This is a genomic window from Ferrovibrio sp. GW821-FHT12D07, assembly GCF_058807275.1.
In genome coordinates, this window is the sequence record NZ_JBXAQN010000001.1 from 120,819 (window position 1) to 143,420 (window position 22,602).

The following is a 22,602-nucleotide window of genomic DNA, read 5'->3' on the forward strand; positions in this document are numbered from 1 at the left end:
TCTCCATGCGCATGCTTTCCTCCGCCGCGGCCATTGCGCTGCTCTCCGTCTCCCTCGGGGCCTGCTCGATGGTGCCGGATTACTTCAAGCCCAAGGTCGAAACCCCGGCCGCCTGGGACAGCCGCCAGGATGGCGTCAACATCTGGCCAGAAGCGAGCTGGTGGACCGGCTTTGGCTCGGCCGAGCTGGATCGCCTGATTGCGTCCGCGCGCGACAACAACACTGATCTTCGCGCCGCCGTCGCCCGCATCCGCCAGGCCGAGGCGCAGGCAAAGATTTCCGGCGCGGCTCTCTACCCCACCGTCGGCGTCGATGCCGGTGCCAGCCGCACCCGCACCGGCCGCCAGGCCGCGAGCGGCAGCAGCACGACCACCAGCAGCAGCCGCAATGATGCGATCATCCGAAACAGCTTCAGCGGCAACCTGACCGTGGGCTATCAGCTCGACCTGTTCGGCGCGAATTCCGCCAATGCCGATGCGGCACTGTCGCGGCTCGAATCCAGCCGCTATGACCGTGAGACGGTGGCGATCACGCTCTATGCCGATATCGCCAACACCTATTTCCAGCTGCTGTCGGTGCGCGACCGCGTGCGGCTCGCCAACGAAACCCTGCGCTCGGCGCAGGGCGTGCTGGAGCTGCTGGAGACCCAGCGCCGCAACGGCATCATCACCGATTACGAAGTCGCCACCCAGCGCGCCAATGTCGCGACCCAGCGCGCCTCCGTCGCCGTGCTGGAGCAGACCGAGCGCCAGACGCTGGATGCGCTGGCCGTGCTGCTCGGCCGCAACCCTCAAGGGTTCCGCGTCGAGGGCACCACGCTGGCCAATCTGACGCTGCCGCGCGTCGCAGCTGGTTTGCCGTCTGAACTGCTGCTGCGCCGGCCCGACCTGCGCAAAGCCGAAACCGACCTGAAGGCCGCCAATTTCGACATCGGCGCCGCGCGCGCCGCGCGTTTCCCCAGCCTCGACCTCACCGGCCGCGCCGGCAGCCAGGCAGGCACAACGGGCGCGCTGTTCGATCCGGGCACCATGATCTATTCGATCGCCGCCTCGCTCACCGCGCCGATCTTTGAGGGCGGTCGCCTGGAAGGCGGCGAGGAACTCTCCCGCGCCCGCAAGGACGAGCTGGTGGAAACCTATCGCGGCGCCATCCTCAGTGCCTTCCGCGACACCGAGGATGCGCTGGGCGCCACTGTCAACAGCGGCCGCCAGTTCGGATTCTCGTCGGAGGCCTATGCCCAGGCCAGCGATGCCTATCGCATCGTTGAATCACGCTATCGCGCCGGCACTGTCGGTTTCCTCGACCTGCTGGATGCGCAACGTTCGGTCTTTTCCGCTAACGACGCCATGGTGCAGGCCTCGCTCGGCCGACTCGGCGCCAGCGTCGACCTGTACAAGGCGCTGGGCGGCGGCTGGGACGGCAGCGTGATCGGTCCGCTGGCACAGAGGGACTAACTCCACAGGGTTAGCACATGCAGATTACCGGCATAGTCGGTTCAGATTTTTAAACGCCTACGGGAATAAACGTCACGACACAGAGTCTCATCTCCAGGATGCAATCGCTGGAGACTCGAGATGGACCTCAATCGCCGACAGATGCTCATGGCCACCACGGCCGGTGCGCTCGCTGCACTGGGCAGCGCCTCCTGGCCCGGTGCCGCCCATGCCGCCGATATCGAACCCGGCGACCGCATCCTGATCTGCAACGAGGATTCCAACACCCTGTCGGTGATCGACCCGAACACCAATAAGGTCGAGACCACAATCAACCTGACCAGCTTCGACGCCGATCCGCGTCCGCCCTTCCGCTTTGTCACCGGCGGCACCATCCCGACCCATGCGGCGATGGTGACCAAGCCGCTGTATCACGGCGCGATCAACATCCATGGCGCGGCGCCCTCGCCCGACCAGACCATGGCCGCCGTCACCGGGCGCGGCAGCAGCAACATCTACCTGATCGACGTGCGCACCAAGCGCGTGATCGGCAATCGGCTCAACCCGCTGGCCCGCGAAACCACCAGCAAGGAAGCCGTGACCAGCGGCGTGCTGGTCGGCCGCGAGCCGCATGAGCCGACCTGGAGCCGCAACGGCAAGGAAATCTGGGTGTCGCTCCGCGGTGAAGACCGCTTCGCCATTGTCGATGTCGAACTGGCCAAGCGCGAATCGGCTGGTGAAGACGTGCGCGCCATCCGCGGCTATGTGCCCACCGTGCATGGCCCGGCGCAGATCTGGTTCTCGCGCGACGGCGCACTGGCCTTCGCCGTGTCGCAAAAGGTGCCGAAGCTCGCGGTTTACGAAACCAATGTCGGCAAGGACGGGTACAGCCGCCCGCGTCTGCGCACGACGGTCGACATCGCCGGACAGGACAAGTTCGGCTTCACGCCCTTCCTGAAGATGGCGCCAGATGGCCGCGAGATGTGGCTCAGCCACAAACTGGCCGACAGCCTGTCGGTCCGCAGCATCGATGGCGACCCTCAGCTGATCGACCATGTGCCGCTGGGCGAGCTGTCGCGGCCCAATCACGTCGAATTCGTCGAGAATGCCAAGGGCAAGGTCGTCTATGCGAGCCTGGCCCGTGTCGATGACGGCGGCCCCGGCGGCGTCGCTTCCAGCCGCATCGCCATCATCGACCGCGCCGCCGCACCGGGCCAGCGCAAGGTCACCGGCACCTTCTTCAGCCAGGGCCGCGAGGCCCATGGCCTGTGGACCAACCCGTCCCACACCATGCTTTATGTCGCGCATGAGCAGGACGAGCTGCCCGGCACGCCGAATGAAGGCCAGACCGTCTGCACCGCCTTCGACGTCTCCGATCCCCATAACCCGAAATTCGTCGCGCAGATTCCGCTGGGATCGCTGGAACTGCCGTCGGGCAAGCTGCGCAACAAGAAGAGCATCAACCTGGTCTATTACCGGCCCGGCAGCCCGACGCATTCGGGCTGACCATGGCGCTGAAATACCTGGGCGGTGCCGTATTGCTGGCATCACTGCTGGCGGCGGCACTCGCCTTCGACATGCCGGTATCGCTGTCGCATGATCATTCAAAGCATGGTCATGCGGGCCACGGCCAGCCCGCGCAGGCCTCGCCCTTCGAAAGCCGCATGACCGCCGACATGGCTAGGATGATGCAGGACATGCATCAGCCCGGTTACAGCGGCAATCCGGATGTGGATTTCCTGGCGATGATGATTCCGCATCACCAGGGCGCCATCGACATGGCGCGGCTGACACTGGAGCATGGCGAGGATCCGCTGACCCGCCGGCTGGCCGAAGACATCATCGCATCGCAGCAGGCCGAGATCGAGGCGATGCGGGCGCGGCTGGAAATCCTGCGCCGCGGCCCCGATCCGCAGCCCGGCGGCTTTCCCGCACTGGGCGGCACGCGCGGCCGCTAAAGGCGGAATACCCGCTTCGCATTACCACCGAGAAACTTCGCCTTCGCCTCCGGCGGCAGATCGAGCGCATCCACGCCTTTCAGGCAACGGTCGAATGGCAGATGCGGGAAGTTGGTGCCGAACAGCACCTTGTCCTGGCCATAGCCGCGCATGAACTGCACCAGCGACGGCGGATACATCTTCGGCAGATAAGCCGACGTGTCGATATAGATATTCTCGTGCTTCCAGCACAGCGCCAGCATTTCGTCGGTCCAGGGATGGCCGATATGACCGCCGACAATCACGAGCTCGGGAAAATCCAGCGCCACCTGGTCGATATAGGGAATCGGCCGGCCGGTCTCGGACGGGAATAACGGCCCGGTATGGCCGACCTGCGTGCAGAACGGAATGCCCAGTTCGACGCATTTGGCATAGAGCGGATAATAGCGCCGGTCGGTCGGCGGCAATTCCCACAGCCAGGGCACGACGCGCAGGGCCTTGAATCTCAGCTCGCGCACGGCACGCTCCAGTTCGCGCACCGCATCCATCGGCTTATGCAGATCAACGGCGGCAACGCCGGTGAAGCGGTCGGGATAGGCGCGGGTGAAATGCGCCACCTCGTCGTTCGTCACAACCCAGCGCCCCGGCCGGGCCCAGGCGCAGAGCATCAGTCGGTCCACGCCCGCCGCATCCATCAGGGCGACCAGTTCGACCGGCGACAATGCCTTGTCCAGCATCGCCGCCGTGCCCGACTGCTCGAACAGCCGCACGACTTCGGGCATGGACTGTCGCGCGTTGAACACGGGCTGCGCCCAGACGTCGATAACGAAAGCGCGGTCGCTCATGCGGCGGCACGATCCTTGCGCGCGGCATCGGCGAGCCAGGCGGCCTGTACGGCCCAGACCTGCGGCGGCGTATCGCGCCGGAAGAAGCCGAAATGCCCGATGCGCTTCATGTCCAAGTCCTGCGGCGCCACATGCAGCCGTTCGATCGCGGCGTTCGGGTAATATTCCATCAGCTTGTCGACGCCCTTCTTCGGGGCAACCGACGCATCATCGGCGAAGCTGATCATGCGCATCGGCGCGCGGACCAGGTTGTTATACGGGCGCAGCGGCAGGCCGTTGTCATCGCAGACGTAATGCGGCGAGCGGCACCAGCGCGACCAGTCGCGCGCCACGCCGGCCGGCAAGGCTTCGCCGCCGATAATCCGGCCCGGCAGATATCCCTTGATGGCGACGGCCAGAGGCACCACTACATACCAGGACAGCAGCAGGCGCAGTTGATGCTTCAGCGACCAGTTGCGCCAGTAGCCGTGCTGTGCCGCGACAGTGAGAATGGCGGCGGCGGCTTCGCCCTGCGGCGTGAGACCGAAAATCTGCCCGCCGAAGGAATGGCCGACCAGCGTGGGGCGCAGCGCCGGATGATTCTGCTTCAGCCAGTTTTGCGCGGCCGCATGATCCTGCCGGCCCCAGTCCAGCATGCGCGGCGCCGGCGCGCCCGGCGTCTGCACCGATCCGCCGATGCCGCGATAATCGAAGGTCAGCACGGTGAAGCCCTGCGCCGCCATGAAGGTGGCAAAGGCCTCGTAATAGCGACGCGGCACGCCGGTAGCGCCGTTGATCTGCAGGCTCAGGCCATTGGACTGCGCCGGCTCGAACAGGCTGGCGGCCAGCATCTGGCCGTCAGCGCAGGGAATTGTGATGTCGGTCTTGCTCATGCCGGCGACCATAAAAGCGCCGTCCGGAGTCCGGCAACCGCAAAACCCCATACATCAGATGAGTGAAATTCACCTGACGTTGCGACTGCCTGCGGAATTCTGCGGATGGGTCCAGTGCTGGCCGCGCGCGGCGGCATACAGCCAGTCGGCCTGCTGGCCCCAGAGTTTGGGTGGGAAGTCGCGATGGAAGAATCCGAAATGGCCGATGCGGCTGACGCCCCAGTCCTTCGGCGCGACATGCAGGCGTTCGATATCCGTCATCGGATAGAATTTCATCAGCGCATCGACGCCCTTTTTCGGGCCGAAATTGTGGTCGTCGTCGAAGCTGATCAGGCGCATGGCTGCGCGCAGATTCGCGTTATAGGGCCGCAACGGCTTGCCGTCATCATCGACCAGATAGTCGGGCGTGCAGCACCAGCGACGCCAGTCGCGCGCCACATCGCCCGGCAGCGTTTCACCGCCCAGCCACCAGCCCGGCAGCTCGCCGATCATGTTCACCACCAGCGGAAAGGCCACATACCAGGACAGGAACAGCCGCAGCTGATGCCAGAGCGACCAGTTGCGCCAGTAGCCGTTCTGCGAGGCGATGGCGAGCACGGCGTCGATCTCGCCGACCTTGGGCATCAGGCCCAGCATCTGGCCGCCGAAGGAATGGCAGACCATGGCGCGCTGTTCACCCGGCGTGCGGCTGGCGAGGAAATCGGCGGCAGCCGGAATATCGCGCCGGCCCCAGTCGAGCATGCGCGGCGGCGGCGCACCCGGCGTCTGCGGCGAACCGCCGATGCCGCGATAATCAAAGGTGAGCACCGTGAAACCGCGCGACGCCAGATAACTGGCGAAGCTGGCGTAGTAGCGCCGCGATACGCCGGTGGCGTTGTTGATCTGGACGCTGACGCCATTGGATTGCGCCGGCCAGGCCAGTGTGCCAGCAAGGCGCTGTCCGTCGGCAACAGGAATGGAGACGGCGGCAATGTCGAATCGGGACTGTTCCATGCGGGCGACCTAAGATCACCCAAAAGGGCGTCACAACCCGTGAATCGGCCGAACTCGCATGAACGTGATTCAATTGATCCAGAGGACGTAGCCCCTAAGTGCTATCGAATCCGGCTCAGCTTCGCTTGCGTCGCATACCACTGACTGCAGTTTTGCCGGCGACCGTCTTGGGCAACAGCGGCTTCATCTGCCGATTCGCACGCTGCATCAGCACGAGCAGCCAGTCGCGCAGGGCCTGCAGCGCCGGCTTGTCGGCATCGGCGCGGCGGCAGACGAACCAGTAGCCATGCTCGGCCTTCACCATCGGCGCGAATGGCATGGCCAGCTTCTGCTCGACGATGCGCGGCGCGATCAGCGGTGCCACGCCCAGCGCCACGCCAAGTCCGCGCTCGGCGGCTTCCGTCGTCTGCGCCACATTGTCGACCCAGATCTCGCGACCGCCTGCCAGATCGGCGATGCCGGCGGCGCGCAGCCACATCGGCCAGGCATCGGGGAAGGTGCTGAGATGGATCAGCGTCTGGCTGGGCAGGTCCTGCGGGCCCTTCAGTTTCTGCGCCAGCTTCGGCGTGCAGATCGGCGCCATGGCGATATCGGTGATCTTCACCGCCGCCAGGCCGGGCCAGCGACCATCGCCGAAGCGGATCGCCGCGTCCACCGCATCGCGGGCGAAATCGGCATTGCGCTGCGAGGATTCGACGAACAGGCGCAGCGCCGGCTGGGTATCGAGGAATTCCGCCAGATTGGGGATGATCCAGGTGGCGGCGACGATCGGCACCGAAGACAGCCGCAGCTCTTCAATGCGCTTTGAGCGGCCGACGCGGCGCGAAACATCAGCGATCTGGTCAAACGCACGCCGCACCGTGTTGTAGTAATCCTGGCCGGCCTCGGTCAGGCGGATTTCGCGATTGAGCCGGCGGAACAGCGACAGGCCCAGATGCTGTTCCAGTTGCTTGACGCGATGGCTGATCGCCGAGGGCGTGAGATTGAGTTCGGCCGCCGCCGCCTTGAAGCTCATGGTGCGCGCGGCGGCGTCAAAGGCCTCGAGGGCCAGAAGGGGTGGCAGACGCTTTGCCATACCGTCAGCTTAGGCCTGTCCGGGCGATTGGGAAGCCGTGACGTGGCGGCATGCCGTTGCGGCGCATGCCTTACAGCGTCTTCGGATCAATCTTTTCGCAATAGCAGGCCGCCGTCAGCGTGTTCTGCAGCAGGCAGGCGATGGTCATCGGACCGACGCCACCCGGCACCGGAGTGATGACGCCGGCCACAGCGGCAGCCGACGCGAAATCGACATCGCCGACCAGCTTCGTCTTGCCGTCATCCTTGGGAACGCGGTTGATGCCGACATCGATCACGGCGGCGCCCGGCTTGATCCAGTCGCCCGGCACCATCTGCGGCCGGCCGACGGCGGCGATCACGATATCGGCCTGGGCAACAATCGCCTTGAGATCGCGGCTGCGCGAATGGGCAATCGTCACGGTGGCGTCGGCGGCGAGCAGCAGTGCCGCAATCGGCCGCCCCACAAGGATCGACCGCCCGATCACCACGGCATTGGCGCCGCTGATCTTCACGCCGGCTTTTTCCAACAGGATCATGCAGCCCAGCGGCGTGCAGGGCACCAGCGCCTCGATGCCCTGGTTCAGCTTGCCGGCATTGACCGGATGCAGGCCATCGACGTCTTTCGCCGGATCGATGGCGGCGATGATCGCCTGCGTGTCGATCTGCTTGGGCAGTGGCATCTGCACCAGGATGCCATCCACCGCCGGATCGGCATTCAGCTTGGCCACCACATCCAGCAGAGCCGCCTGCGTGGTGTCAGCAGGCAGCTTGATCTCGTTGGAGACCATGCCGGCCTCACGTGTCTGCACGCCCTTGTTGCGGACATAGACTTCCGAAGCCGGATCGTCGCCCACCAGCACGACGGTTAGTCCCGGAAGGCGCCCTGCCGAAGCCTGAAAACGCTGGACCTTCTGCGCGATCTCGGCGCGAAGCGTGGCGGCAACGGCCTTGCCGTCGATCTGGGTTGCGGTCATGGCGCTACTCCTTGACGTTCAGCGCGGCGAACCAGGGCGCCAGCGCGGCTTCGATATCCGTGGCGTCGCCGCCGATGAGAATCTGCTTGTGCCGGTCGGTCGCGCCGGCGACGAGATCGAACCGCGAGACCGGCAGTTTCAGGCTCTTCGCCAGCAGCTTCAGCAACGCCGCATTGGCCTTGCCGTTTTCCGGCACTGCCGTGACCTTCGCCACGAGTTCGACGCTGCCATCCGCGGTGGGCTTCAACGCGTCGATGCTGTCGCGGCCGGCCTTCGGCGTCAGGCGCACGAATAACCTCAGGCCATCAGACTGCAGGCGATATGGCTTGAACGCGATCAGCGGGGCAGCGGCTCTCAGAGAAACAGCGGCGCGAGGTCGTTCTGGATCAGCTGACGCAGGAACAGGATCAGCAGGATCAGGATGACGGGCGAGATGTCGATGCCGCCCAGGTTGGGCAGGATACGGCGGATCGGGCGCAACACGGGTTCGGTGACGCGATAAAGGAAGTCGCCGATCATGTAGACCACGCGGTTGCGCGTGTTGACCACGTTGAAGGCGACCAGCCAGCTCAGGATGGCCGAGGCGATCAGGATCCAGGTGTAGAGTCCCAGGATGGTGTCTATCAGCCAGAACAGGGCAAACATCGGCGTCTTCGCGGCTCCTCTGGGGGATGGCTCGGCAGGCCGGACGGCCCCGGGTGATGCTGGGCCTGAGTGATACCGGCAGGTCCCGGGAAACGCAACCCGAGGCCGCGTGACCGGGGCCACCATCCCCCGAAAAAGGCCGGAAAAGCATGCTGGTGGCCGGGCCGGCTCCCCCAAGCTCAGATCCGCCAGGCTCGGCAGGCCGACGCCCGGCAGGCCGCCGATTCATGCCGGGGGCGGTAGACAAAACCCGGCCGCTTTGGTACTTGCTAGCCCGCCCGGCCAGGACCCTTGCGAGGTCCACTTTACTCGGTGGCTGGCGCACCGGCTTGGGGCCGTAGCTCAGATGGGAGAGCGCCTCGTTCGCAATGAGGAGGTCAGGGGTTCGATTCCCCTCGGCTCCACCACTTCCCCGCCGACCGCCAGCAACGCATACGCAACCTGACGCACTGCGAGGCGCGCGCCGTCACAACCTGACGCATTCGCCCGTGCAGGCAATGTTCAGTCCAGGCCCGGCGGGGTATCCTGACGCCGTTACCACCGCGGCCGGCCGCGTTAAGGCCGGGGCCAAGGACACTGTTGTGATCATCGATCCCTTCGCCCAGCCGGCTGACCATGCCGACTGGCATCCCAGGCTGCAGGCGCTGCATCGCGCCTGGTGCATGCAATCGCCGGGACCGGGCCTGCTGCCCGGCCGCGTGCATGTGGGACCGGAAATCCTCAAGCCCTGGCTGCCGGTGATCTGGCTGCTCGATGTTGTGCCGGATGAACGCGACGCCGCAGGCCTGCCCCGCATCCGCTACCGCCTCGCCGGCACCAAGCTGATCGAAATGCGCGGTGGCCATAACCCGATGGGCCTGTGGCTGGAAGAGTCCAATCCCTCGCGCGTCAGCCCGAACCCCACCATCAGCCGCGTGCACAGCATGCTGAAGACGCCGCAGCCAAGCTGGCGTCGCGGCATGCCGAACAACAAGCGCATCGATGCCGTGAAGACGGTGGAGAACCTGTTCCTGCCGCTGGCCGCCGACGGCGCGACCGTGGACATAATCCTGTGCGCGTCGCTGTATTTCGGAATCGAGGGCCGGCAGCTTTAGGCTGCCGCTTCACGGCATCTCGATCACGACATTGCCCGTCGCGCCCCGCTCCACGGCTTCATGGGCGGCAGCGATCTGGTCCAAGGTAAAGCGCGCGGCAATGCGCGTGACCAGCGCCTTCTTTTGCAACACCGCATCCAGATCAGCCAGCGTGGCGCGGCGGTCCTCGGCGTTCAGTTCATAAACCAGGAAGAAGCGCAGCGACAGATTGCGGAACAGCATATCGCGGAAGGGCAGCGCCACATCGCCCATGGCATTGGAGCCGTAACAGGCCAGCGTGCCATGCGGCGCCAGAACACCCTTGGCCAGCAACGGCCCGGTCGATGACAGGTCCATGTCGATGATCGCATCGACACCGGCATTGCCGGTGAGCGCCAATACCCGCGCGGCGGTATCTTCCGTCTTGTAGTCAATCACATCGCTGGCGCCGGCAGCGCGCGCCACATCGGCTCGTGCCGCCGATGCCGTACCGATCACGCGCATGCCGCGCGCAACGGCAATCTGCGTCGCGTAATGCCCGACGGCCGAGGCCGCGCCGGTGATCAGCACCGACTTGGCGCCAGCCTGCTGCACAATGCGCACACCCTGCAGGGCCGTGAGCGCCGGGATGCCGAAACAAGCCGCCGTCGCAAAATCCACCGCATCGGGCAGTGGCACGGCCTGCGCGGCCGGCAAGGCGATATATTCAGCCGCCGTGCCCATCGGACGCTGCCACTGGCCATTCCAGATCCAGACGCGCTGGCCGATGCGCGATGCCGGCACGCCCTCGCCCACCGCATCGACAATGCCCGCGCCGTCACTATGCGGAATCACTATGGGGCCGGCGAGTGGCCGGCCACCCCGGCTTTTCACATCCGACGGATTGACCCCGGAGGCATGCACACGCACGAGCACCTCGCCAGCCTTGGGCTGCGGCATCGGCTGCTCGCCCACCGTCAGCACATCGCGGGCTTCGCCATTCTTGGTGTACCAGGCGGCTTTCATGGTTCTTCCCTGCTGCATTTTTGAGTGTCACACACAGAATCGATTTGAATAATGCACAGGCCTTTCTACATCACCAAGTGCTGGTGTTGCCCATCGTGAATACGTCATCGCAGCCGATTGGTCGTCATTGGACTCAATCGGCTCGCCATGGGGCCGAACTGGCTCTGAATGGGACTCAATTGGCCCTGAACGGGATCCAATTGGCTCCGAATGGGCTCGCATTGGCCCGCTATCGGCTGCCGCTGGACCGCATCGGTCCAGTCGCGTCAGGCACTTAAGCCTTATTCGCTCGCGAGAATGGTGTTTTTCACCAGCGGATAGATCTGGTTGGCCCAGCGCTTGCCGCTGAACACGCCGTAATGGCCCACGCCGGCCTGCAGGTGATGGCGCTTCATATACGGCTTCAGGCTCGTGCAGAGGTCATGCGCCGCCACCGTCTGGCCGATGGCACAGATATCGTCGCGCTCGCCTTCCACGGTCAGCAAGGCCGTCCGGCGGATGGCCTTGGGATTCACCGGCTTGCCGCGATAGGTGAGTTCGCCCAGCGGCAGGCGATGCTCCTGGAACACCCACTGCACGGTCTCGAGATAGAAATCGGCATCAAGATCGAGCACGGCAAAATACTCGTCGTAGAATTCCTTGGTCTTCATCGCCGGCTCGAGATCGCCGCGCCACAGATTCTCGAACAGCTCGACATGCGCCTTCACATGGCGATCCATGTTCATGCTCATGAAGGCCGTGAGCTGCACGAAGCCCGGATAGACCTTGCGGCCCGCACCGGGCAGACCAGGCGGCACGGTGGAGATCAGCTTCTCCTTGAACCAGGAAATCGGATGCTCCTGGGCCAGCACATTCACCTTGGTGGGATTGATGCGGGTGTCGATCGGTCCCGCCATCAGCGTCATCGAGCGCGGCTGTGCCTTGTTCTTGTCTTCCGCCATCACGGCCGCCGCCACCAGCGCCTGCACGCAGGGCTGGCACACCGCCACCATATGCCCGCCGGGCCCGATGGTTTCCATGAACTGGATTAGATGCGCCACATAATCATCGAAGCCGAAGCGGCCGGCGCTCAAGGGAACGTCACGCGCATTATGCCAGTCGGTGATATAGACATCGTGATCGGGCAGCATGGTATGCACGGTGTCGCGCAGCAGCGTGGCGAAATGGCCTGACAGCGGTGCGATCACCAGCACGCGCGGCTGCTCGATCAGGGAAGACTGGGCCGCTTCGGCATCCTTGCGGAAATGCAGCAGGGTGCCGAACGGCATGACCAGCGTCGGTTCTTCCGTCACGGAGACCGTGCGGTTGCCCACCTTCACACTGGTGATGTTATAGGGCGGCCGGCCATGGCTGATGCCGGCCCGCGACACCATCTCGGTATAGGCAGCCAGCCCGCGCAGGCCCGGATTGAACGCAGCCATCTGCTTCAGCCCCGGCAGGGCGCTTTCGGCCAGCCGGCGCAGCGGGGCCATGAGGTCGGCCTGGGTCTGGTAGGCTAAATAAAGCATGAGCCTCGATGGTCCGGGGCACAGGGTTCACCCTGTACCCCCACCGGCGGCACTCCCCCACGGCTGCCGTTCCGGTTTCATGAAAAAAGCTAATGCAGTTTGTGCTGCAATGCGAGATATATGTATCAGGCGAAAGTCCGGGGGACCGCTTGATGAAGGCCACGCTCACCATCAGCAGTAAGAACTATTCCTCCTGGTCGCTGCGCGGCTGGCTGCTCTGCCGCATGGCCGGGCTGGATTTCGAGGAAAAGCTGCTCTCCAGCGACGATCCCTCGACTCGCGCCGAGCTGCTGCTGCTCTCGCCCTCCTTCCTGGTGCCGCGCCTGACCCATGGACAGATTTCCGTGTGGGACACGCTGGCGATCGCCGCTTACCTCGGGGAAATCTATCCCGATGCCGGATTGCTGCCCGTCGACAAGGTGCAGCGCTCGCATTGCCGCTCGATCAGCGGCGAGATGCATTCGGGCTTTTCCAACCTGCGCTCGGCCCTGCCGATGAATCTCAAGGCGCATTATCCGGGCTTCAAGGTCTGGGCCGGCGCCCAGGCCGATATCGACCGCGTGGTCACCATCTGGCGCGACTGCTTCACCGCCTATAACGGCCCCTGGCTGTTCGGCGCCAAGCCGACGGTCGCCGATGCGATGTATGCGCCGGTCTGCAGCCGCTTCCTCACCTATGACGTGAAGCTGGATCCGGCCTGCACCACCTACTGCCAGACCGTGATGGCCTGGCCGATCATGCAGGACTGGATCAGCGCGGCGAAGGCCGAGCCCGACGATCTCGACGAACTCGACGTCGAGTTCTGATCAGGATTTTTTGAAGCCTCAGATCAGGCCGCCGTTGCGCATGATGAAGGCGCGCAGCTGCGTCAGCGGCTTCTTCTCGATCGCATCGCTGCCATTCAGCATCAGCACCAGGGCCGCACGATTGATGCCCATTTCGCGGGCCAGGTCGTTCAGCGTGATCTTGGCGTGCTTGCAGGCATCTTCCACGATGGTGAGGCCACCGGCCTCGACGTAGTTGTTGCCGTCGGTGTTCTTGATCTTGAACTTCTGCTTGGGCTTGAGGCCGCTGGTCGGGGCAGCCGCGGGCTTGGCCACACGCCGCGCCGGCGGTGGTGGCGGCGGCTCCGACGCCAGCGGAATCGGGAATTCCTCGGCGCGCTCGGGCTCAGGTCCGGCGTCAGATACAGCGTCGGCAGCGGGCGACGACACAGCCTCGGCCTGCACGGTCTCTTCAGGCTGCGCGGTAATAACGGGCGGCGGTTCGGGGCGACGCCGTGCAGTCGCTGCGAAATCCTCCAGCCCCGCACCGAAATCCCGCGTGCCGAAGCTTTCCTGCGCCTGGAGACGTTCGAGCTGCGTGGCGAACTGCGCAGACAGGGTGGTGGCGATCGCCGCGTCCATCGGCTCCAGCCCGTGCTGGGTCGCGATATCGCGATGGTCCTCCATGATCTCGTCGATGCGGGCCTGCTGCCGCATCAGAAAGCCCCTGCTGCCCAGCGGCCAGGGCTTGCCGCCATCAGCAAAGCGCGTCAGGAAACTGTGCATGGCGTTGATTTCCAGCAACAGCATGCGGGAGCGCACATCCATCACCTGCCGCGTCTGCGCCGCGCGTTTCCCGGGATCAACATCGGACAGGCGGTTCTCGACCAAACGCCCGAAAACGTGGAATTCATCGATCCGCTCGGTCAGGGTGCGGTAGGCCCCGTAATTGTCGGCAACGCCGTCGCCATTGTCGTAACTGCGCGCGATGCCGAGCGACTGACGCTCGAACTGCGCAATCAGACCCAGCGCCGCCGCATGGCTGTCGCCTGTACTCCCAGCCATCAGAAACTACCCCCCAGGCGCTGCGCCCGGCCAAAGCTTAAGCGCGAATACCGGTAATACGCAGGAGTATTTTCCGACCCGGCCTCACTTTCGCGAGATGGACCATGAAGTTTTCCCGGCCTATTGCATCGGATGCGGAGGAGTTTCAACGACACCGGCCAGTCAGCCAGTCCGTCGCCTGGTCCAGATGACCGAAGTAGCGGATTTCACGGCTGCCGATGCCATGCCGGATGAGAGCGCTGCTGCGCTCGTCGGCGGTCAGGGTATGCGCCTTGCGAACCACGGCGACGCGGCGCCCGGGGCATCCGGCATCATCGAACAGGATGTCGAGCGCGGCGATCGTTTCCATCTGCGCCGCCCATACGGTGTAGCGCATATCGAGCAGGAAATCGTAAGCCGCCGCATCGGGCCGGTGCAGCAGCAGCCCGCGATAGAAATCCAGCACCACCTGATCATTCAGGTCGCCGATATAGGCGACCGTGATGATGCGGCTGATCTCGTCGATCTCATAGGCCAGCTGCGAGCTGGGTCCAGAAGGGTCTGGTGCAACTGGATCAGATGCGACCGGGTCAGGCACAACGTCCACCATGGCGGCTGACGAAGGCGCGGATTTCTTCCATCGGACCACGGGCGATGGGATCATTGCCATTGAGCAGCAGAACCAGGGTGGGGCGATTGACACCAAGCTGACGCGCCAGATCATCCAGTCCGAGAGCTGCCGTGCGGCAGGCCTCGGTCACGGCGATCATACTGTCGCGATCGACATAGAAGCGGCCATCCATTTCGCGCACCCGGAATGACGGCGGCACAGGCGACGGCGGGATGGGGCTGCGATCCACGACACGACGGGGTTTGCTCCGATCGAGCTGCACCGTCATGTCTTCCGGCCGGATCAGATTGTCTGTCCGGTCGAAGCTGAAGTCGTTCAGGGATGTCGCCTTCGGAATCTGCGCCTTCAGCAGGTCGCTGACCGCGCGCACCATTGTCTCGCTGAGCGGCGACAGATTGTAGCGCTCGCCGAAGGCATCGTAATAGGACCCGATCTCGCCCAGACGATCGAGACGACGCTGCAGGAACTGGCGGCTGCCCAGCGGCCAGGGCTGGCTCGACTCGCCGATGCGCACCAGGAATATCTGCGTGGTATCGACCTCGACGATGATGATGCGCCAGCGGATATCCGCCAGATGCCGCATCAGCGCCGCGCACCGGTCATCCTCGAAACGCGGCAGGCGGTCTTCCACCAGATCGACAAAGACGTAGAAGTGGTCGACCTTTTCAATGAAGCGGCGGAAATCGACAAAGCTGCCGGAAGTCTCGGCGCCATGCTGATAGGCGCGGGCGATTTCCAGCCCCTGCTTCTCGACCTGCGCCAGGAGACCCAGGGCCTCGCGCCGCAATCGCTTATGTTCCCCTGTGAGACTCAACTTCCCATCCCGGCCTGCAAAACCCGGGATCAGAATAAGCGATTCAGGTTGTATAACGACACATTAAAAACTAGTAACTGGTGTATACTTCTAGAGCAGGTGGGCTAAGAGTCCCTCATCCCCCGCGTGCAGGCCATATCGTCAGGATACGGCCTGCACGCGGGTGGTGCGGTTACTTGAGACGGAAGAAGCCGACCAGCTGCGCCAGTTCACGCGCCTGCCCCGACAGCGCCTGGGCCGAGGCCGAGGTCTCTTCGACGAGCGCGCCGTTGCGCTGGGTCATCTCGTCCATCGAGCCGACGGCGGTGTTGACCTGATCGAGACCGGTGGCCTGCTCGCGGCTGGCCGCCGCGATCTCGGCGACGATATCCGACACCTTCTTCACGGCATTGACGATCTCGGTGAGCGAGCTGCCGGTCTGGTTGACCAGCGCCGCACCGGTCTTCACCTGCGCGTTCGATTCCGAGATCAGCGCCTTGATGTCCTTCGACGCGTTGGCCGAGCGTTGAGCCAGTGCCCGCACTTCCTGCGCGACGACGGCAAAGCCCTTGCCGGCCTCGCCGGCACGCGCCGCCTCGACCGAGGCATTGAGCGCCAGCAGGTTGGTCTGGAAGGCGATCTCGTCGATCAGCGACACGATGTCGCTGATCTTCTGCGCACTGCTTTCGATCTGCGTCACGGCGGTGACCGCATTGGCCACCACGCTGCCGCCCTTTTCCGCCGTATCGCGCGCCGCCAGCGCCAGCTGGTTGGCGGCCTGGGCATTGTCGGCATTCTGGCGCACCGTGGTGGTGATCTCGTGCATCGAGGCGGCAGTTTCCTCGATCGAGGCCGCCTGGCTTTCGGTGCGGCTGGCCAGATCCTGGCTGCCCGAGGAAATCTCCGATGCGGCCGCGTTCACTGATTCCGCATTCTGCGACAGGCTGCGCACCACATCGCTGATGCGTTCGGCCATGCTGTTGGTGGCACGCTGCAGCTCGGCGAACACGCCAGCGTAATTGCCCTGCACGCGGCCGCCCAGATCGCCCTCGGCCAGGCGGTTCAGCACCACACCCAGTTCCTTCAGCGCGCCGTCGGTGGTCGAGACCAGAACGTTGACGCCATCGCCCAGGCGACGCATCACGCCTTCCATGTTGTCGACGGCGATGCGCTGGCCGAGGTCGCCTTCGGCAGCAGCCGCGACGATGGCGCCGATCGAACGATCGAGTTCGGCTTCCTGCGTCTTGCGCTGCTCTTCAAAGGCTTCACGCTGGCTGGCGCGCTCGACCGACATGCGCCGGTTTTCCTCGCCCTGTTCGCGGAAGACCTGCACGGCCTTGGCCATCGCACCCAGTTCGTCGACGCGATCTTGCGCCGGGATGGTGCAGTCCAGATTGCCAGCGGCCAGCGTCTGCATCGCCTCGGTCATGGCCGAGATCGGCCGGGTGAGGCCGCGGCTGATCCAGACGGCGATGCCGCCGCTCAGCGCCAGCGTGATCAGCGCGATCAGGCCGAGGACCAGCAATTCGCGCCGGGCTTCGGCGGCCTGCTTCTCGGTATCTTCAACGACCTCGATCACGGCGATGGCCTTGCCCGAGAAATTGTTCAGCGGCGCCAGCATCGCCGTGACCTGGCGACCCTTCAGCACGCCCTTTTTCTGCGGACGACCGCCGGCCAGCGCCGCGCGGTAATCAGGCTCGGTCATCATGGTCTTTTCGGCAAAGGTACTGGAATAGACGATGATCTTGTCTTCGCTCAGCATGTGCAGCGTGAGGTCGACATTCAGGCGGCGCTTCATGCGCAGCAGGAAATCCTCACCCAGATTGGTGCCGGTATCGACGACGCCGACGAGCTTGCCCTCATGCATGATCGGATGCGACGAGAACAGGCTGAGCGTCTCACGGCCCGGCTCGATGCCGGTATAGGGCTTGGCGGTTTCAATGGCCTGCTTCACTGTCTGGCGGCGGCTCAGCACGTTGTCGCTGTGATTGGCGGGCGAATGGGCGCGGAGCAGCGCGACGCCGGTGGGAAGCTGCACGGTGATCAGGCCGATGCCCTGGCGCTCGCGGGCGTTTTTCATCGGTTCGGCCAGCAAAGCCAGGCCGGCTTCGCGATCGGCGCGGGCGACGATCTCCTGCAGCGGCTTCATGCCGCTGAGCACCGCGCTGGCGGCGGCAACCGACCGGCCCTCGAAATCGATGCCTTCCAGCACGGCGTCATATTTCGCCTGTAGATCCTCGCGCAGATCTTCATCGGCGGTTTGCAGTTGCTTGATGAACATGTAGCCGGCGATCACCGCAATCGCGGCGAAGGTGATGCCAAGCATGGCCGCGATCAGACGCGCCCCAATCGAGCGTTGAAACATGATCAATTCCCCCCAGCGACGGACATGTCGCTCTCGCAAATTTCACACGGATTTCCAGCACAAACAATAGCACAGGACGTGTAGAGACTATTCAGATTCGCGCGGAGGTTATCGCTATTTAATGGCGGCAGGCCGTGCTGCGTTGCAGACGGCGGTCGAAACAGAGCCGCACTTCACGAATCCCGCCCTTGCCGTCGCCCACGGCCTGCAGATGTCGCCGCTCCAGCCCGAGCGCGGCATTAGCCGCCACCATCACGCTTTCGAACGCAGCCGGTCCTTGTCCGGCACGCGGCTCGGGCAAGGTGATGCGCGCACGCAGCGTGTCGATGGCGGTGAAATAGCTGGCCGCATCGGTGAAGTCGCTGCAGCTGCCATGCTTGGCCCATTCGCATTGCATCAGCTTCGGATCGGGCGAAGCGCAGAGATGACGGCGCAGCACGGGCTCTGGCACCGGCTGCACGGGCGCACAATATTGCGGCCAGCGCTGCCCTGCGCGACGTTCGGCATATTGCGGCCACAGGCCATGCACCACCCAGCCGAAGTGGTTGTCGCGGCATTGCATCGGGCTGCGACGGCCCGCTGGCGTGTCACAGAAAGCCGGCGACCAGCTGAAGCTCAGCACGTAATGATCGAAATCACCCTTGGTGCCGCGCGCCTCTTCGCGGGCCTGCGCGGGACAGGCCGCCGCCTCGATGCGCGAGGGCAGGCGGCACTGCTCCTGCGCCGCGACATCGGCAGCAGCGAGGAGGAACAACAAAAGGAGAGCGAGCTTGCCTAAAGGTTTCATGACGGTCTAAAGATCATCCACCAGCCCTCATATGCCAAGCCCCATGAAGCCCGCCCAGATCGAGCATTTCTTCGCCACGCTGTCGGCCGCCAATCCGGAACCGCAGACCGAGCTGAAATACGTCAACGGTTATACGCTGCTGGTGGCGGTGGCGCTGTCGGCCCAGGCGACCGATGTCAGCGTCAACAAGGCGACCGAGAAGCTGTTCAAGACGGTGAATACCCCGGCGGCAATGCTCAAATTGGGCGAAGACGGCCTGAAGCAGCATATCAAGACCATCGGCCTGTTCAATTCAAAGGCCAAGAACGTGATCGCGCTGTCACAGCTGCTGATCGAGCGCCATGGCGGTGAAGTGCCGCGTGACCGCGCGGCCCTGGAAGCCCTACCGGGTGTTGGCCGCAAGACCGCCAATGTGGTGCTGAACGTGCTGTGGGGCGAACACACCATCGCGGTCGACACGCATATCTTCCGTGTCGGCAACCGCACCGGCATGGCCAAGGGCAAGACGCCGCTGGCGGTGGAATTGAAACTGGAGAAAGTCGTGCCGGCGAAATACCGCCAGCATGCCCATCACTGGCTGATCCTGCATGGCCGCTATATCTGCAAGGCGCGCAAGCCCGACTGCTGGCGCTGCGTCGTCGCCATGGACTGCGACTTCAAGCCCAAGACCAAGGCGCCGGACGAACAATAGCTACTGCAGGGCTGCGATCTCTTTCTGCAGGTCGCGCTTGTAGCGCAGGAAATCCACGAAGATGCCATGCGCGCCGGCATTCTTCGCCGGTGCCGACAGCGTCTCGTTGATTCTGCGCCGAAAGGCGTCAGCCGCCTGTGGCCGTTTCTGTTTTGCCATCAGATAGGCCGCGATCAGGTCGGTCTGCAGCGCGCGGCCCGGCCAGCCGACACCCGCGCCTTCCAGCAGGCCGGCAACAAACAGCCCGTTGTCCTGCGGCGGGAAGATGTTGCGATAGAGACGCGGCGCAGCCTGCAGCGGCTGCCAGTTCAGCAGCGCCAGATCGTCGAGGAAGGGGAAGGTGATGCGGTAGCCGGTGGCGAACAGCACCAGGTCGACGGCATCTTCCGCGCCATCCTCGAAAACCACACGGTCGCCCTTGAACGCCTTCACCTGTTTGCGCAACGCCACATCGCCCTGCCCCAGATGCTGCAGCACCAGGGAATTCACGATCGGCGTGCGGTCATAGAGGCGATGGGCAGGTCTGGGCAGGCCGAAACGCTCCGGCGGACCGACCAGCAGGCGCAGCAGCGGTTCATGCAGCATGGCGCGAATTTTCGGCGGCAGGATGAATTTCTTCGGCTTGTGATTGGCTTCATCGGCTGGCTTGCCGGCGACGAATTTCGGCACGAAGTGATTACCGCCGCGCACGCTCCACAGCACCTGCGCCGCGTGATGGATCGCATCAACCACGATATCGCAGCCCGTGTTGCCCATGCCGACCACCAGTACGCGCTTGCCCTTGAAGATGTCGGGCGACTTGTACTCCTTGGCATGCATCACCGTGCCGGTGAAATCGCCAGATACACGCGGCTGCAGCGGATCGCTGAGATGTCCGTTGGCGATGATCACGCCGGCATAGTCGCGGCTGCTGCCATCGTCGAAGACGACGCGCCAGCCCTCGCCCTGCTTCTGCAATGTCTTCACGCCGGTGCCGAAGCGGATCAGCGGATAGAGCTCGAAATGCCTGGCGAATCCACGGAAATACTCCAGCACCTGGGCGCGGCCGGGATAGGCCGGCCAGTCTTCCGGCATCGGATAGTCTGCAAAGGCCGTCGTGCGCTTGGACGAGATCAGATGCGTCGAGGCATAGACCGCGCTGGCCGCGCCACCATAGAACCATTGCCCGCCGACATCGGCGTGGCGCTCCACCGCTTCCACCGGCAGACCGGCGGTCTTCAGGCTCTTGAGCGCGGCCAGGCCGGCCGGGCCGGCGCCGATCACCAGATAGGTCATGTCAGTTCCGCCTGCACGAAGCGTTCGAAAACCGCGGCCGCCTCCAGCTTCGGCGTGTAACCGAAGCCGGATTTCAGCCGCGTATTGTCCAGCACCGGACGATACTGGATGAACTTCACATGCTGGGGCCCGAGCTTGGTGACGCCAAGCAGATTCAGCAGCCAGAGCGCGGCTTTCAGCAGCACCGGCGGAATCGCCAGATAGGGCTTGCCCAGTCTGGCCGCGATGGCGCGCAGGCTCATGGTGCCGTCGCCGGCCAGATTGTAGACGCCATCGCGACCGTCGCGCACTGCCTGCGCCAGTGCCGCCACCACATCGCCGTCACTGATCAGCGAGAACGGCGTCGCCGTGCCGGTGAGGCCCAGCACCAGCGGCCGGCGGAACATCGCGGTGATCTGATTGGTGGTGCCCGGGCCCAGTACGGTGCAGGGCCGGAAAACGGTCTGCTTCAGGTGCGGGTATTTCACGCGCCAGCCGGCCAGCAATTCCTCGACCAGCCGCTTGTGCCGCGCATAGGCGAAATCCTCGTTGCCGCGCAGCGCGTCATCCTCGCGCAGCGGCACCGGATTATCGGCATGATAACCATAGGCCGCACCGCTGGAGGTGACGATCACATGGCTGGTGCCGGCGGCGAGGCAGGCCTGCAGCACATGGCCGGTGCCGGTGACATCGATCTCGTAATCGCGCTTCTCGTCGCCGCCGGCCGCCACCACCGAGGCCAGATGCACCACACAGCGCGGCCGGTGCTGCGCGAACAGTGTCGCTATGCTGGCATCGCGGATATCGCCGGTGAGATACGTCACGCCGGACAGGCGTTTGTCCGTCGGCACGTCGCGCAAGTCGAAGGCGATCAGCGGCTGCGCTGCCGGATCGCCCTGCAGTGCCTTGATCAGCGCATGGCCGATGAAACCGGCCGCGCCCGTGACCAGTGTGCCGGCAGTCATGCCACCAGCCCCGCGCGGCGATCCTTGCGCTTCCACCAGGCCGCCAGCGCCCAGCCCGACACGATATGCCACACGCCCCAGCCGGCCGCGATCAGGGCAGCGCCGCCCAGCGCGTCGAAGTGATTGAGGATCAGCGCCAGACCCAGACCGGAGTTATGCATGCTGACCTCGATGGTCATGGCGCGGGTGTCGAAGTCGCTCAAGCGCCAGACGCGCGCCGTCAGCCAGCCGAGCAGGACGGCGACGGTGTTATGGAGCGCCACCAGCGGCAGGATTTGCAGCAGGAAAGCCGTGAGGTGCTTTGCGTTGGACGCCGTCGCCCCGACGATAAAGACGATCAGGAACAGGAAGGACAGGATCTGGAACGGGCGACGCAGCTTTTCCGCCAGCCTGGGCCACAGCCGCACCGTGGTCATGCCGGCGACCATCGGCACGCCGAGCAGCAGCACGGTCGAACCGATGAAGGAGACGGGCTCGATGCTCACCTGCCGCAGCAGGACGGCGGTGGCCGGATTGAGCGAAGCCCAGAAAATGATGTTGAGCGGCGTGGTGACCACAGCCAGCAGGCTCGAGATGCCGGTCATGCTGACCGAGAGCGCGGTATTGCCGCGCGCCATATGGGTCATCAGGTTCGACAGGTTGCCGCCCGGGCAGGCGGCAACCACGATCATGCCCAGCGCCACACTGGGCAGCGGCTGCATGACCATGGTGATCGCCCAGGTGACGGCCGGCAGCAGCAGCAGCTGAGCCACCAGACCCGACAGCGGCGCCAGCGGCCGGCGCAGCACCTCGGCGAAATCGCTGAAGCGCAGGTCCAGCGCCACGCCGAACATGATCAAGGCCAGCACCAGGCCCAGGATCAGCTGGCCGGTGGCATTGATCTGGATCAGCACGGCATCAAGCGATGCATCGGCCATGGTTTTCCTCCCTGCCGGCTGTGGTTGTTCCCGCCGGCTTGCTGCGGCAT

23 protein-coding genes and 1 tRNA gene are annotated in these 22,602 nt (G+C 64.6%); 7 read left to right on the plus strand and 17 right to left on the minus strand.

What is annotated here, in order from left to right:
* Positions 1 to 5: 5 nt before the first annotated feature.
* The 3 genes from AC1RRE_RS00600 (at position 6) to copM (ending at position 3,391) form a co-directional block, all read left to right on the plus strand.
* Entirely contained in the window at positions 6 to 1,454 is a 1,449-nt protein-coding gene (locus tag AC1RRE_RS00600; protein ID WP_492979103.1) for an efflux transporter outer membrane subunit, read from the plus strand.
* 120 nt (positions 1,455 to 1,574) lie between these two features.
* Entirely contained in the window at positions 1,575 to 2,939 is a 1,365-nt protein-coding gene (locus AC1RRE_RS00605) for a hypothetical protein (RefSeq protein ID WP_492979104.1), read from the plus strand.
* Between the two features lie 2 nt (positions 2,940 to 2,941).
* Positions 2,942 to 3,391, plus strand: coding sequence for a CopM family metallochaperone (copM, locus tag AC1RRE_RS00610; RefSeq protein WP_492979105.1), 450 nt, complete (start codon positions 2,942 to 2,944; stop codon positions 3,389 to 3,391).
* Here copM and AC1RRE_RS00615 read toward each other — a convergent pair.
* The 7 genes from AC1RRE_RS00615 to AC1RRE_RS00645 all read right to left on the minus strand — a co-directional run bounded on the left by AC1RRE_RS00615 (position 3,388) and on the right by AC1RRE_RS00645 (position 8,755).
* Positions 3,388 to 4,215, minus strand: a complete 828-nt coding sequence (locus tag AC1RRE_RS00615) for an amidohydrolase family protein (protein ID WP_492979106.1) — start codon at positions 4,213 to 4,215, stop codon at positions 3,388 to 3,390. The two genes, copM and AC1RRE_RS00615, sit on opposite strands and share 4 nt — an antisense overlap.
* Positions 4,212 to 5,087 (minus strand): alpha/beta hydrolase family protein, encoded by an 876-nt coding sequence (locus AC1RRE_RS00620; protein ID WP_492979107.1) that lies wholly within the window; start codon positions 5,085 to 5,087, stop codon positions 4,212 to 4,214. The genes AC1RRE_RS00615 and AC1RRE_RS00620 overlap by 4 nt, the downstream gene beginning before the upstream one ends.
* A gap of 69 nt (positions 5,088 to 5,156) precedes the next feature.
* On the minus strand, positions 5,157 to 6,080 hold the full coding sequence (locus AC1RRE_RS00625; protein WP_492979108.1) for an alpha/beta hydrolase family protein: 924 nt from the start codon (positions 6,078 to 6,080) through the stop codon (positions 5,157 to 5,159).
* A 115-nt stretch (positions 6,081 to 6,195) separates the two neighbouring features.
* On the minus strand, positions 6,196 to 7,155 hold the full coding sequence (gcvA, locus tag AC1RRE_RS00630; protein WP_492979109.1) for a transcriptional regulator GcvA: 960 nt from the start codon (positions 7,153 to 7,155) through the stop codon (positions 6,196 to 6,198).
* 70 nt (positions 7,156 to 7,225) lie between these two features.
* Entirely contained in the window at positions 7,226 to 8,110 is an 885-nt protein-coding gene (gene folD, locus AC1RRE_RS00635; RefSeq protein ID WP_492979110.1) for a bifunctional methylenetetrahydrofolate dehydrogenase/methenyltetrahydrofolate cyclohydrolase FolD, read from the minus strand.
* Positions 8,111 to 8,114: 4 nt separating this feature from the next.
* Entirely contained in the window at positions 8,115 to 8,468 is a 354-nt protein-coding gene (locus AC1RRE_RS00640; RefSeq protein ID WP_492981317.1) for a DUF167 family protein, read from the minus strand.
* Positions 8,465 to 8,755, minus strand: coding sequence for a YggT family protein (locus AC1RRE_RS00645; protein ID WP_492979111.1), 291 nt, complete (start codon positions 8,753 to 8,755; stop codon positions 8,465 to 8,467). The genes AC1RRE_RS00640 and AC1RRE_RS00645 overlap by 4 nt, the downstream gene beginning before the upstream one ends.
* Before the next feature lie 331 nt (positions 8,756 to 9,086).
* Here AC1RRE_RS00645 and AC1RRE_RS00650 point away from each other — a divergent pair.
* Positions 9,087 to 9,162: transfer RNA gene (locus tag AC1RRE_RS00650), tRNA-Ala, on the plus strand.
* 174 nt (positions 9,163 to 9,336) lie between these two features.
* Entirely contained in the window at positions 9,337 to 9,849 is a 513-nt protein-coding gene (locus tag AC1RRE_RS00655) for a PAS domain-containing protein (RefSeq protein ID WP_492979112.1), read from the plus strand.
* A gap of 9 nt (positions 9,850 to 9,858) precedes the next feature.
* On the opposite strand, the gene AC1RRE_RS00660 is transcribed toward AC1RRE_RS00655, so the two are convergent.
* Positions 9,859 to 10,833 carry an NADPH:quinone reductase gene (locus AC1RRE_RS00660; protein WP_492979113.1) on the minus strand — a complete coding sequence of 325 codons (975 nt, stop codon included), beginning with the start codon at positions 10,831 to 10,833 and terminating at the stop codon, positions 9,859 to 9,861.
* 281 nt (positions 10,834 to 11,114) lie between these two features.
* A complete protein-coding gene (locus AC1RRE_RS00665; RefSeq protein WP_492979114.1) occupies positions 11,115 to 12,341 on the minus strand; it encodes a polyhydroxyalkanoate depolymerase in 1,227 nt (408 codons plus the stop codon).
* 152 nt (positions 12,342 to 12,493) lie between these two features.
* Between AC1RRE_RS00665 and AC1RRE_RS00670 the strand changes: the two genes are divergently transcribed.
* Positions 12,494 to 13,147: a glutathione S-transferase family protein gene (locus AC1RRE_RS00670; protein WP_492979115.1), complete on the plus strand. Its 654-nt coding sequence runs from the start codon at positions 12,494 to 12,496 to the stop codon at positions 13,145 to 13,147.
* An 18-nt stretch (positions 13,148 to 13,165) separates the two neighbouring features.
* Here the strand turns inward: AC1RRE_RS00670 and AC1RRE_RS00675 are convergent, their stop codons facing one another.
* From AC1RRE_RS00675 to AC1RRE_RS00695, 5 genes are all read right to left on the minus strand, one after another.
* Entirely contained in the window at positions 13,166 to 14,170 is a 1,005-nt protein-coding gene (locus AC1RRE_RS00675; protein WP_492979116.1) for a hypothetical protein, read from the minus strand.
* Positions 14,171 to 14,315: 145 nt separating this feature from the next.
* Complete coding sequence (locus tag AC1RRE_RS00680) at positions 14,316 to 14,759, minus strand: hypothetical protein (RefSeq protein ID WP_492979117.1); 444 nt, start codon at positions 14,757 to 14,759, stop codon at positions 14,316 to 14,318.
* A complete protein-coding gene (locus AC1RRE_RS00685; RefSeq protein WP_492979118.1) occupies positions 14,740 to 15,594 on the minus strand; it encodes a hypothetical protein in 855 nt (284 codons plus the stop codon). The genes AC1RRE_RS00680 and AC1RRE_RS00685 overlap by 20 nt, the downstream gene beginning before the upstream one ends.
* Before the next feature lie 172 nt (positions 15,595 to 15,766).
* The gene (locus tag AC1RRE_RS00690; RefSeq protein WP_492979119.1) at positions 15,767 to 17,938 is read right to left on the minus strand and encodes a methyl-accepting chemotaxis protein; all 2,172 of its coding nucleotides are present in this window, start codon (positions 17,936 to 17,938) and stop codon (positions 15,767 to 15,769) included.
* 118 nt (positions 17,939 to 18,056) lie between these two features.
* Positions 18,057 to 18,725, minus strand: coding sequence for a ribonuclease T2 family protein (locus AC1RRE_RS00695; protein WP_492979120.1), 669 nt, complete (start codon positions 18,723 to 18,725; stop codon positions 18,057 to 18,059).
* A gap of 43 nt (positions 18,726 to 18,768) precedes the next feature.
* Between AC1RRE_RS00695 and nth the strand changes: the two genes are divergently transcribed.
* Positions 18,769 to 19,416 (plus strand): endonuclease III, encoded by a 648-nt coding sequence (gene nth / locus AC1RRE_RS00700; RefSeq protein ID WP_492979121.1) that lies wholly within the window; start codon positions 18,769 to 18,771, stop codon positions 19,414 to 19,416.
* Here nth and AC1RRE_RS00705 read toward each other — a convergent pair whose 3' ends face one another.
* Genes AC1RRE_RS00705 through AC1RRE_RS00715 form a run of 3 tightly spaced genes read right to left on the minus strand, consistent with a single transcriptional unit; the run spans position 19,417 to position 22,552 of the window.
* Positions 19,417 to 20,691, minus strand: a complete 1,275-nt coding sequence (locus AC1RRE_RS00705) for a flavin-containing monooxygenase (RefSeq protein ID WP_492979122.1) — start codon at positions 20,689 to 20,691, stop codon at positions 19,417 to 19,419.
* Positions 20,688 to 21,635 (minus strand): SDR family oxidoreductase, encoded by a 948-nt coding sequence (locus AC1RRE_RS00710; RefSeq protein WP_492979123.1) that lies wholly within the window; start codon positions 21,633 to 21,635, stop codon positions 20,688 to 20,690. The genes AC1RRE_RS00705 and AC1RRE_RS00710 overlap by 4 nt, the downstream gene beginning before the upstream one ends.
* Complete coding sequence (locus AC1RRE_RS00715; protein WP_492979124.1) at positions 21,632 to 22,552, minus strand: bile acid:sodium symporter family protein; 921 nt, start codon at positions 22,550 to 22,552, stop codon at positions 21,632 to 21,634. The genes AC1RRE_RS00710 and AC1RRE_RS00715 overlap by 4 nt, the downstream gene beginning before the upstream one ends.
* Positions 22,553 to 22,602: the final 50 nt, after the last annotated feature.

What these genes read in the sequence shown, in the direction of transcription:
- AC1RRE_RS00600 (WP_492979103.1), top strand. Translation starts at nt 6, where the DNA reads ATGCGCATGCTTTCCTCCGCCGCGGCCATTGCGCTGCTCTCCGTCTCC.
- AC1RRE_RS00605 (WP_492979104.1), top strand. Translation starts at nt 1,575, where the DNA reads ATGGACCTCAATCGCCGACAGATGCTCATGGCCACCACGGCCGGTGCG.
- copM (WP_492979105.1), top strand. Translation starts at nt 2,942, where the DNA reads ATGGCGCTGAAATACCTGGGCGGTGCCGTATTGCTGGCATCACTGCTG.
- AC1RRE_RS00615 (WP_492979106.1), bottom strand. Translation starts at nt 4,215, where the DNA reads ATGAGCGACCGCGCTTTCGTTATCGACGTCTGGGCGCAGCCCGTGTTC.
- AC1RRE_RS00620 (WP_492979107.1), bottom strand. Translation starts at nt 5,087, where the DNA reads ATGAGCAAGACCGACATCACAATTCCCTGCGCTGACGGCCAGATGCTG.
- AC1RRE_RS00625 (WP_492979108.1), bottom strand. Translation starts at nt 6,080, where the DNA reads ATGGAACAGTCCCGATTCGACATTGCCGCCGTCTCCATTCCTGTTGCC.
- gcvA (WP_492979109.1), bottom strand. Translation starts at nt 7,155, where the DNA reads ATGGCAAAGCGTCTGCCACCCCTTCTGGCCCTCGAGGCCTTTGACGCC.
- folD (WP_492979110.1), bottom strand. Translation starts at nt 8,110, where the DNA reads ATGACCGCAACCCAGATCGACGGCAAGGCCGTTGCCGCCACGCTTCGC.
- AC1RRE_RS00645 (WP_492979111.1), bottom strand. Translation starts at nt 8,755, where the DNA reads ATGTTTGCCCTGTTCTGGCTGATAGACACCATCCTGGGACTCTACACC.
- AC1RRE_RS00660 (WP_492979113.1), bottom strand. Translation starts at nt 10,833, where the DNA reads ATGAAAGCCGCCTGGTACACCAAGAATGGCGAAGCCCGCGATGTGCTG.
- AC1RRE_RS00665 (WP_492979114.1), bottom strand. Translation starts at nt 12,341, where the DNA reads ATGCTTTATTTAGCCTACCAGACCCAGGCCGACCTCATGGCCCCGCTG.
- AC1RRE_RS00670 (WP_492979115.1), top strand. Translation starts at nt 12,494, where the DNA reads ATGAAGGCCACGCTCACCATCAGCAGTAAGAACTATTCCTCCTGGTCG.
- AC1RRE_RS00675 (WP_492979116.1), bottom strand. Translation starts at nt 14,170, where the DNA reads ATGGCTGGGAGTACAGGCGACAGCCATGCGGCGGCGCTGGGTCTGATT.
- AC1RRE_RS00680 (WP_492979117.1), bottom strand. Translation starts at nt 14,759, where the DNA reads ATGGTGGACGTTGTGCCTGACCCGGTCGCATCTGATCCAGTTGCACCA.
- AC1RRE_RS00690 (WP_492979119.1), bottom strand. Translation starts at nt 17,938, where the DNA reads ATGTTTCAACGCTCGATTGGGGCGCGTCTGATCGCGGCCATGCTTGGC.
- AC1RRE_RS00695 (WP_492979120.1), bottom strand. Translation starts at nt 18,725, where the DNA reads ATGAAACCTTTAGGCAAGCTCGCTCTCCTTTTGTTGTTCCTCCTCGCT.
- nth (WP_492979121.1), top strand. Translation starts at nt 18,769, where the DNA reads ATGAAGCCCGCCCAGATCGAGCATTTCTTCGCCACGCTGTCGGCCGCC.
- AC1RRE_RS00705 (WP_492979122.1), bottom strand. Translation starts at nt 20,691, where the DNA reads ATGACCTATCTGGTGATCGGCGCCGGCCCGGCCGGCCTGGCCGCGCTC.
- AC1RRE_RS00710 (WP_492979123.1), bottom strand. Translation starts at nt 21,635, where the DNA reads ATGACTGCCGGCACACTGGTCACGGGCGCGGCCGGTTTCATCGGCCAT.
- AC1RRE_RS00715 (WP_492979124.1), bottom strand. Translation starts at nt 22,552, where the DNA reads ATGGCCGATGCATCGCTTGATGCCGTGCTGATCCAGATCAATGCCACC.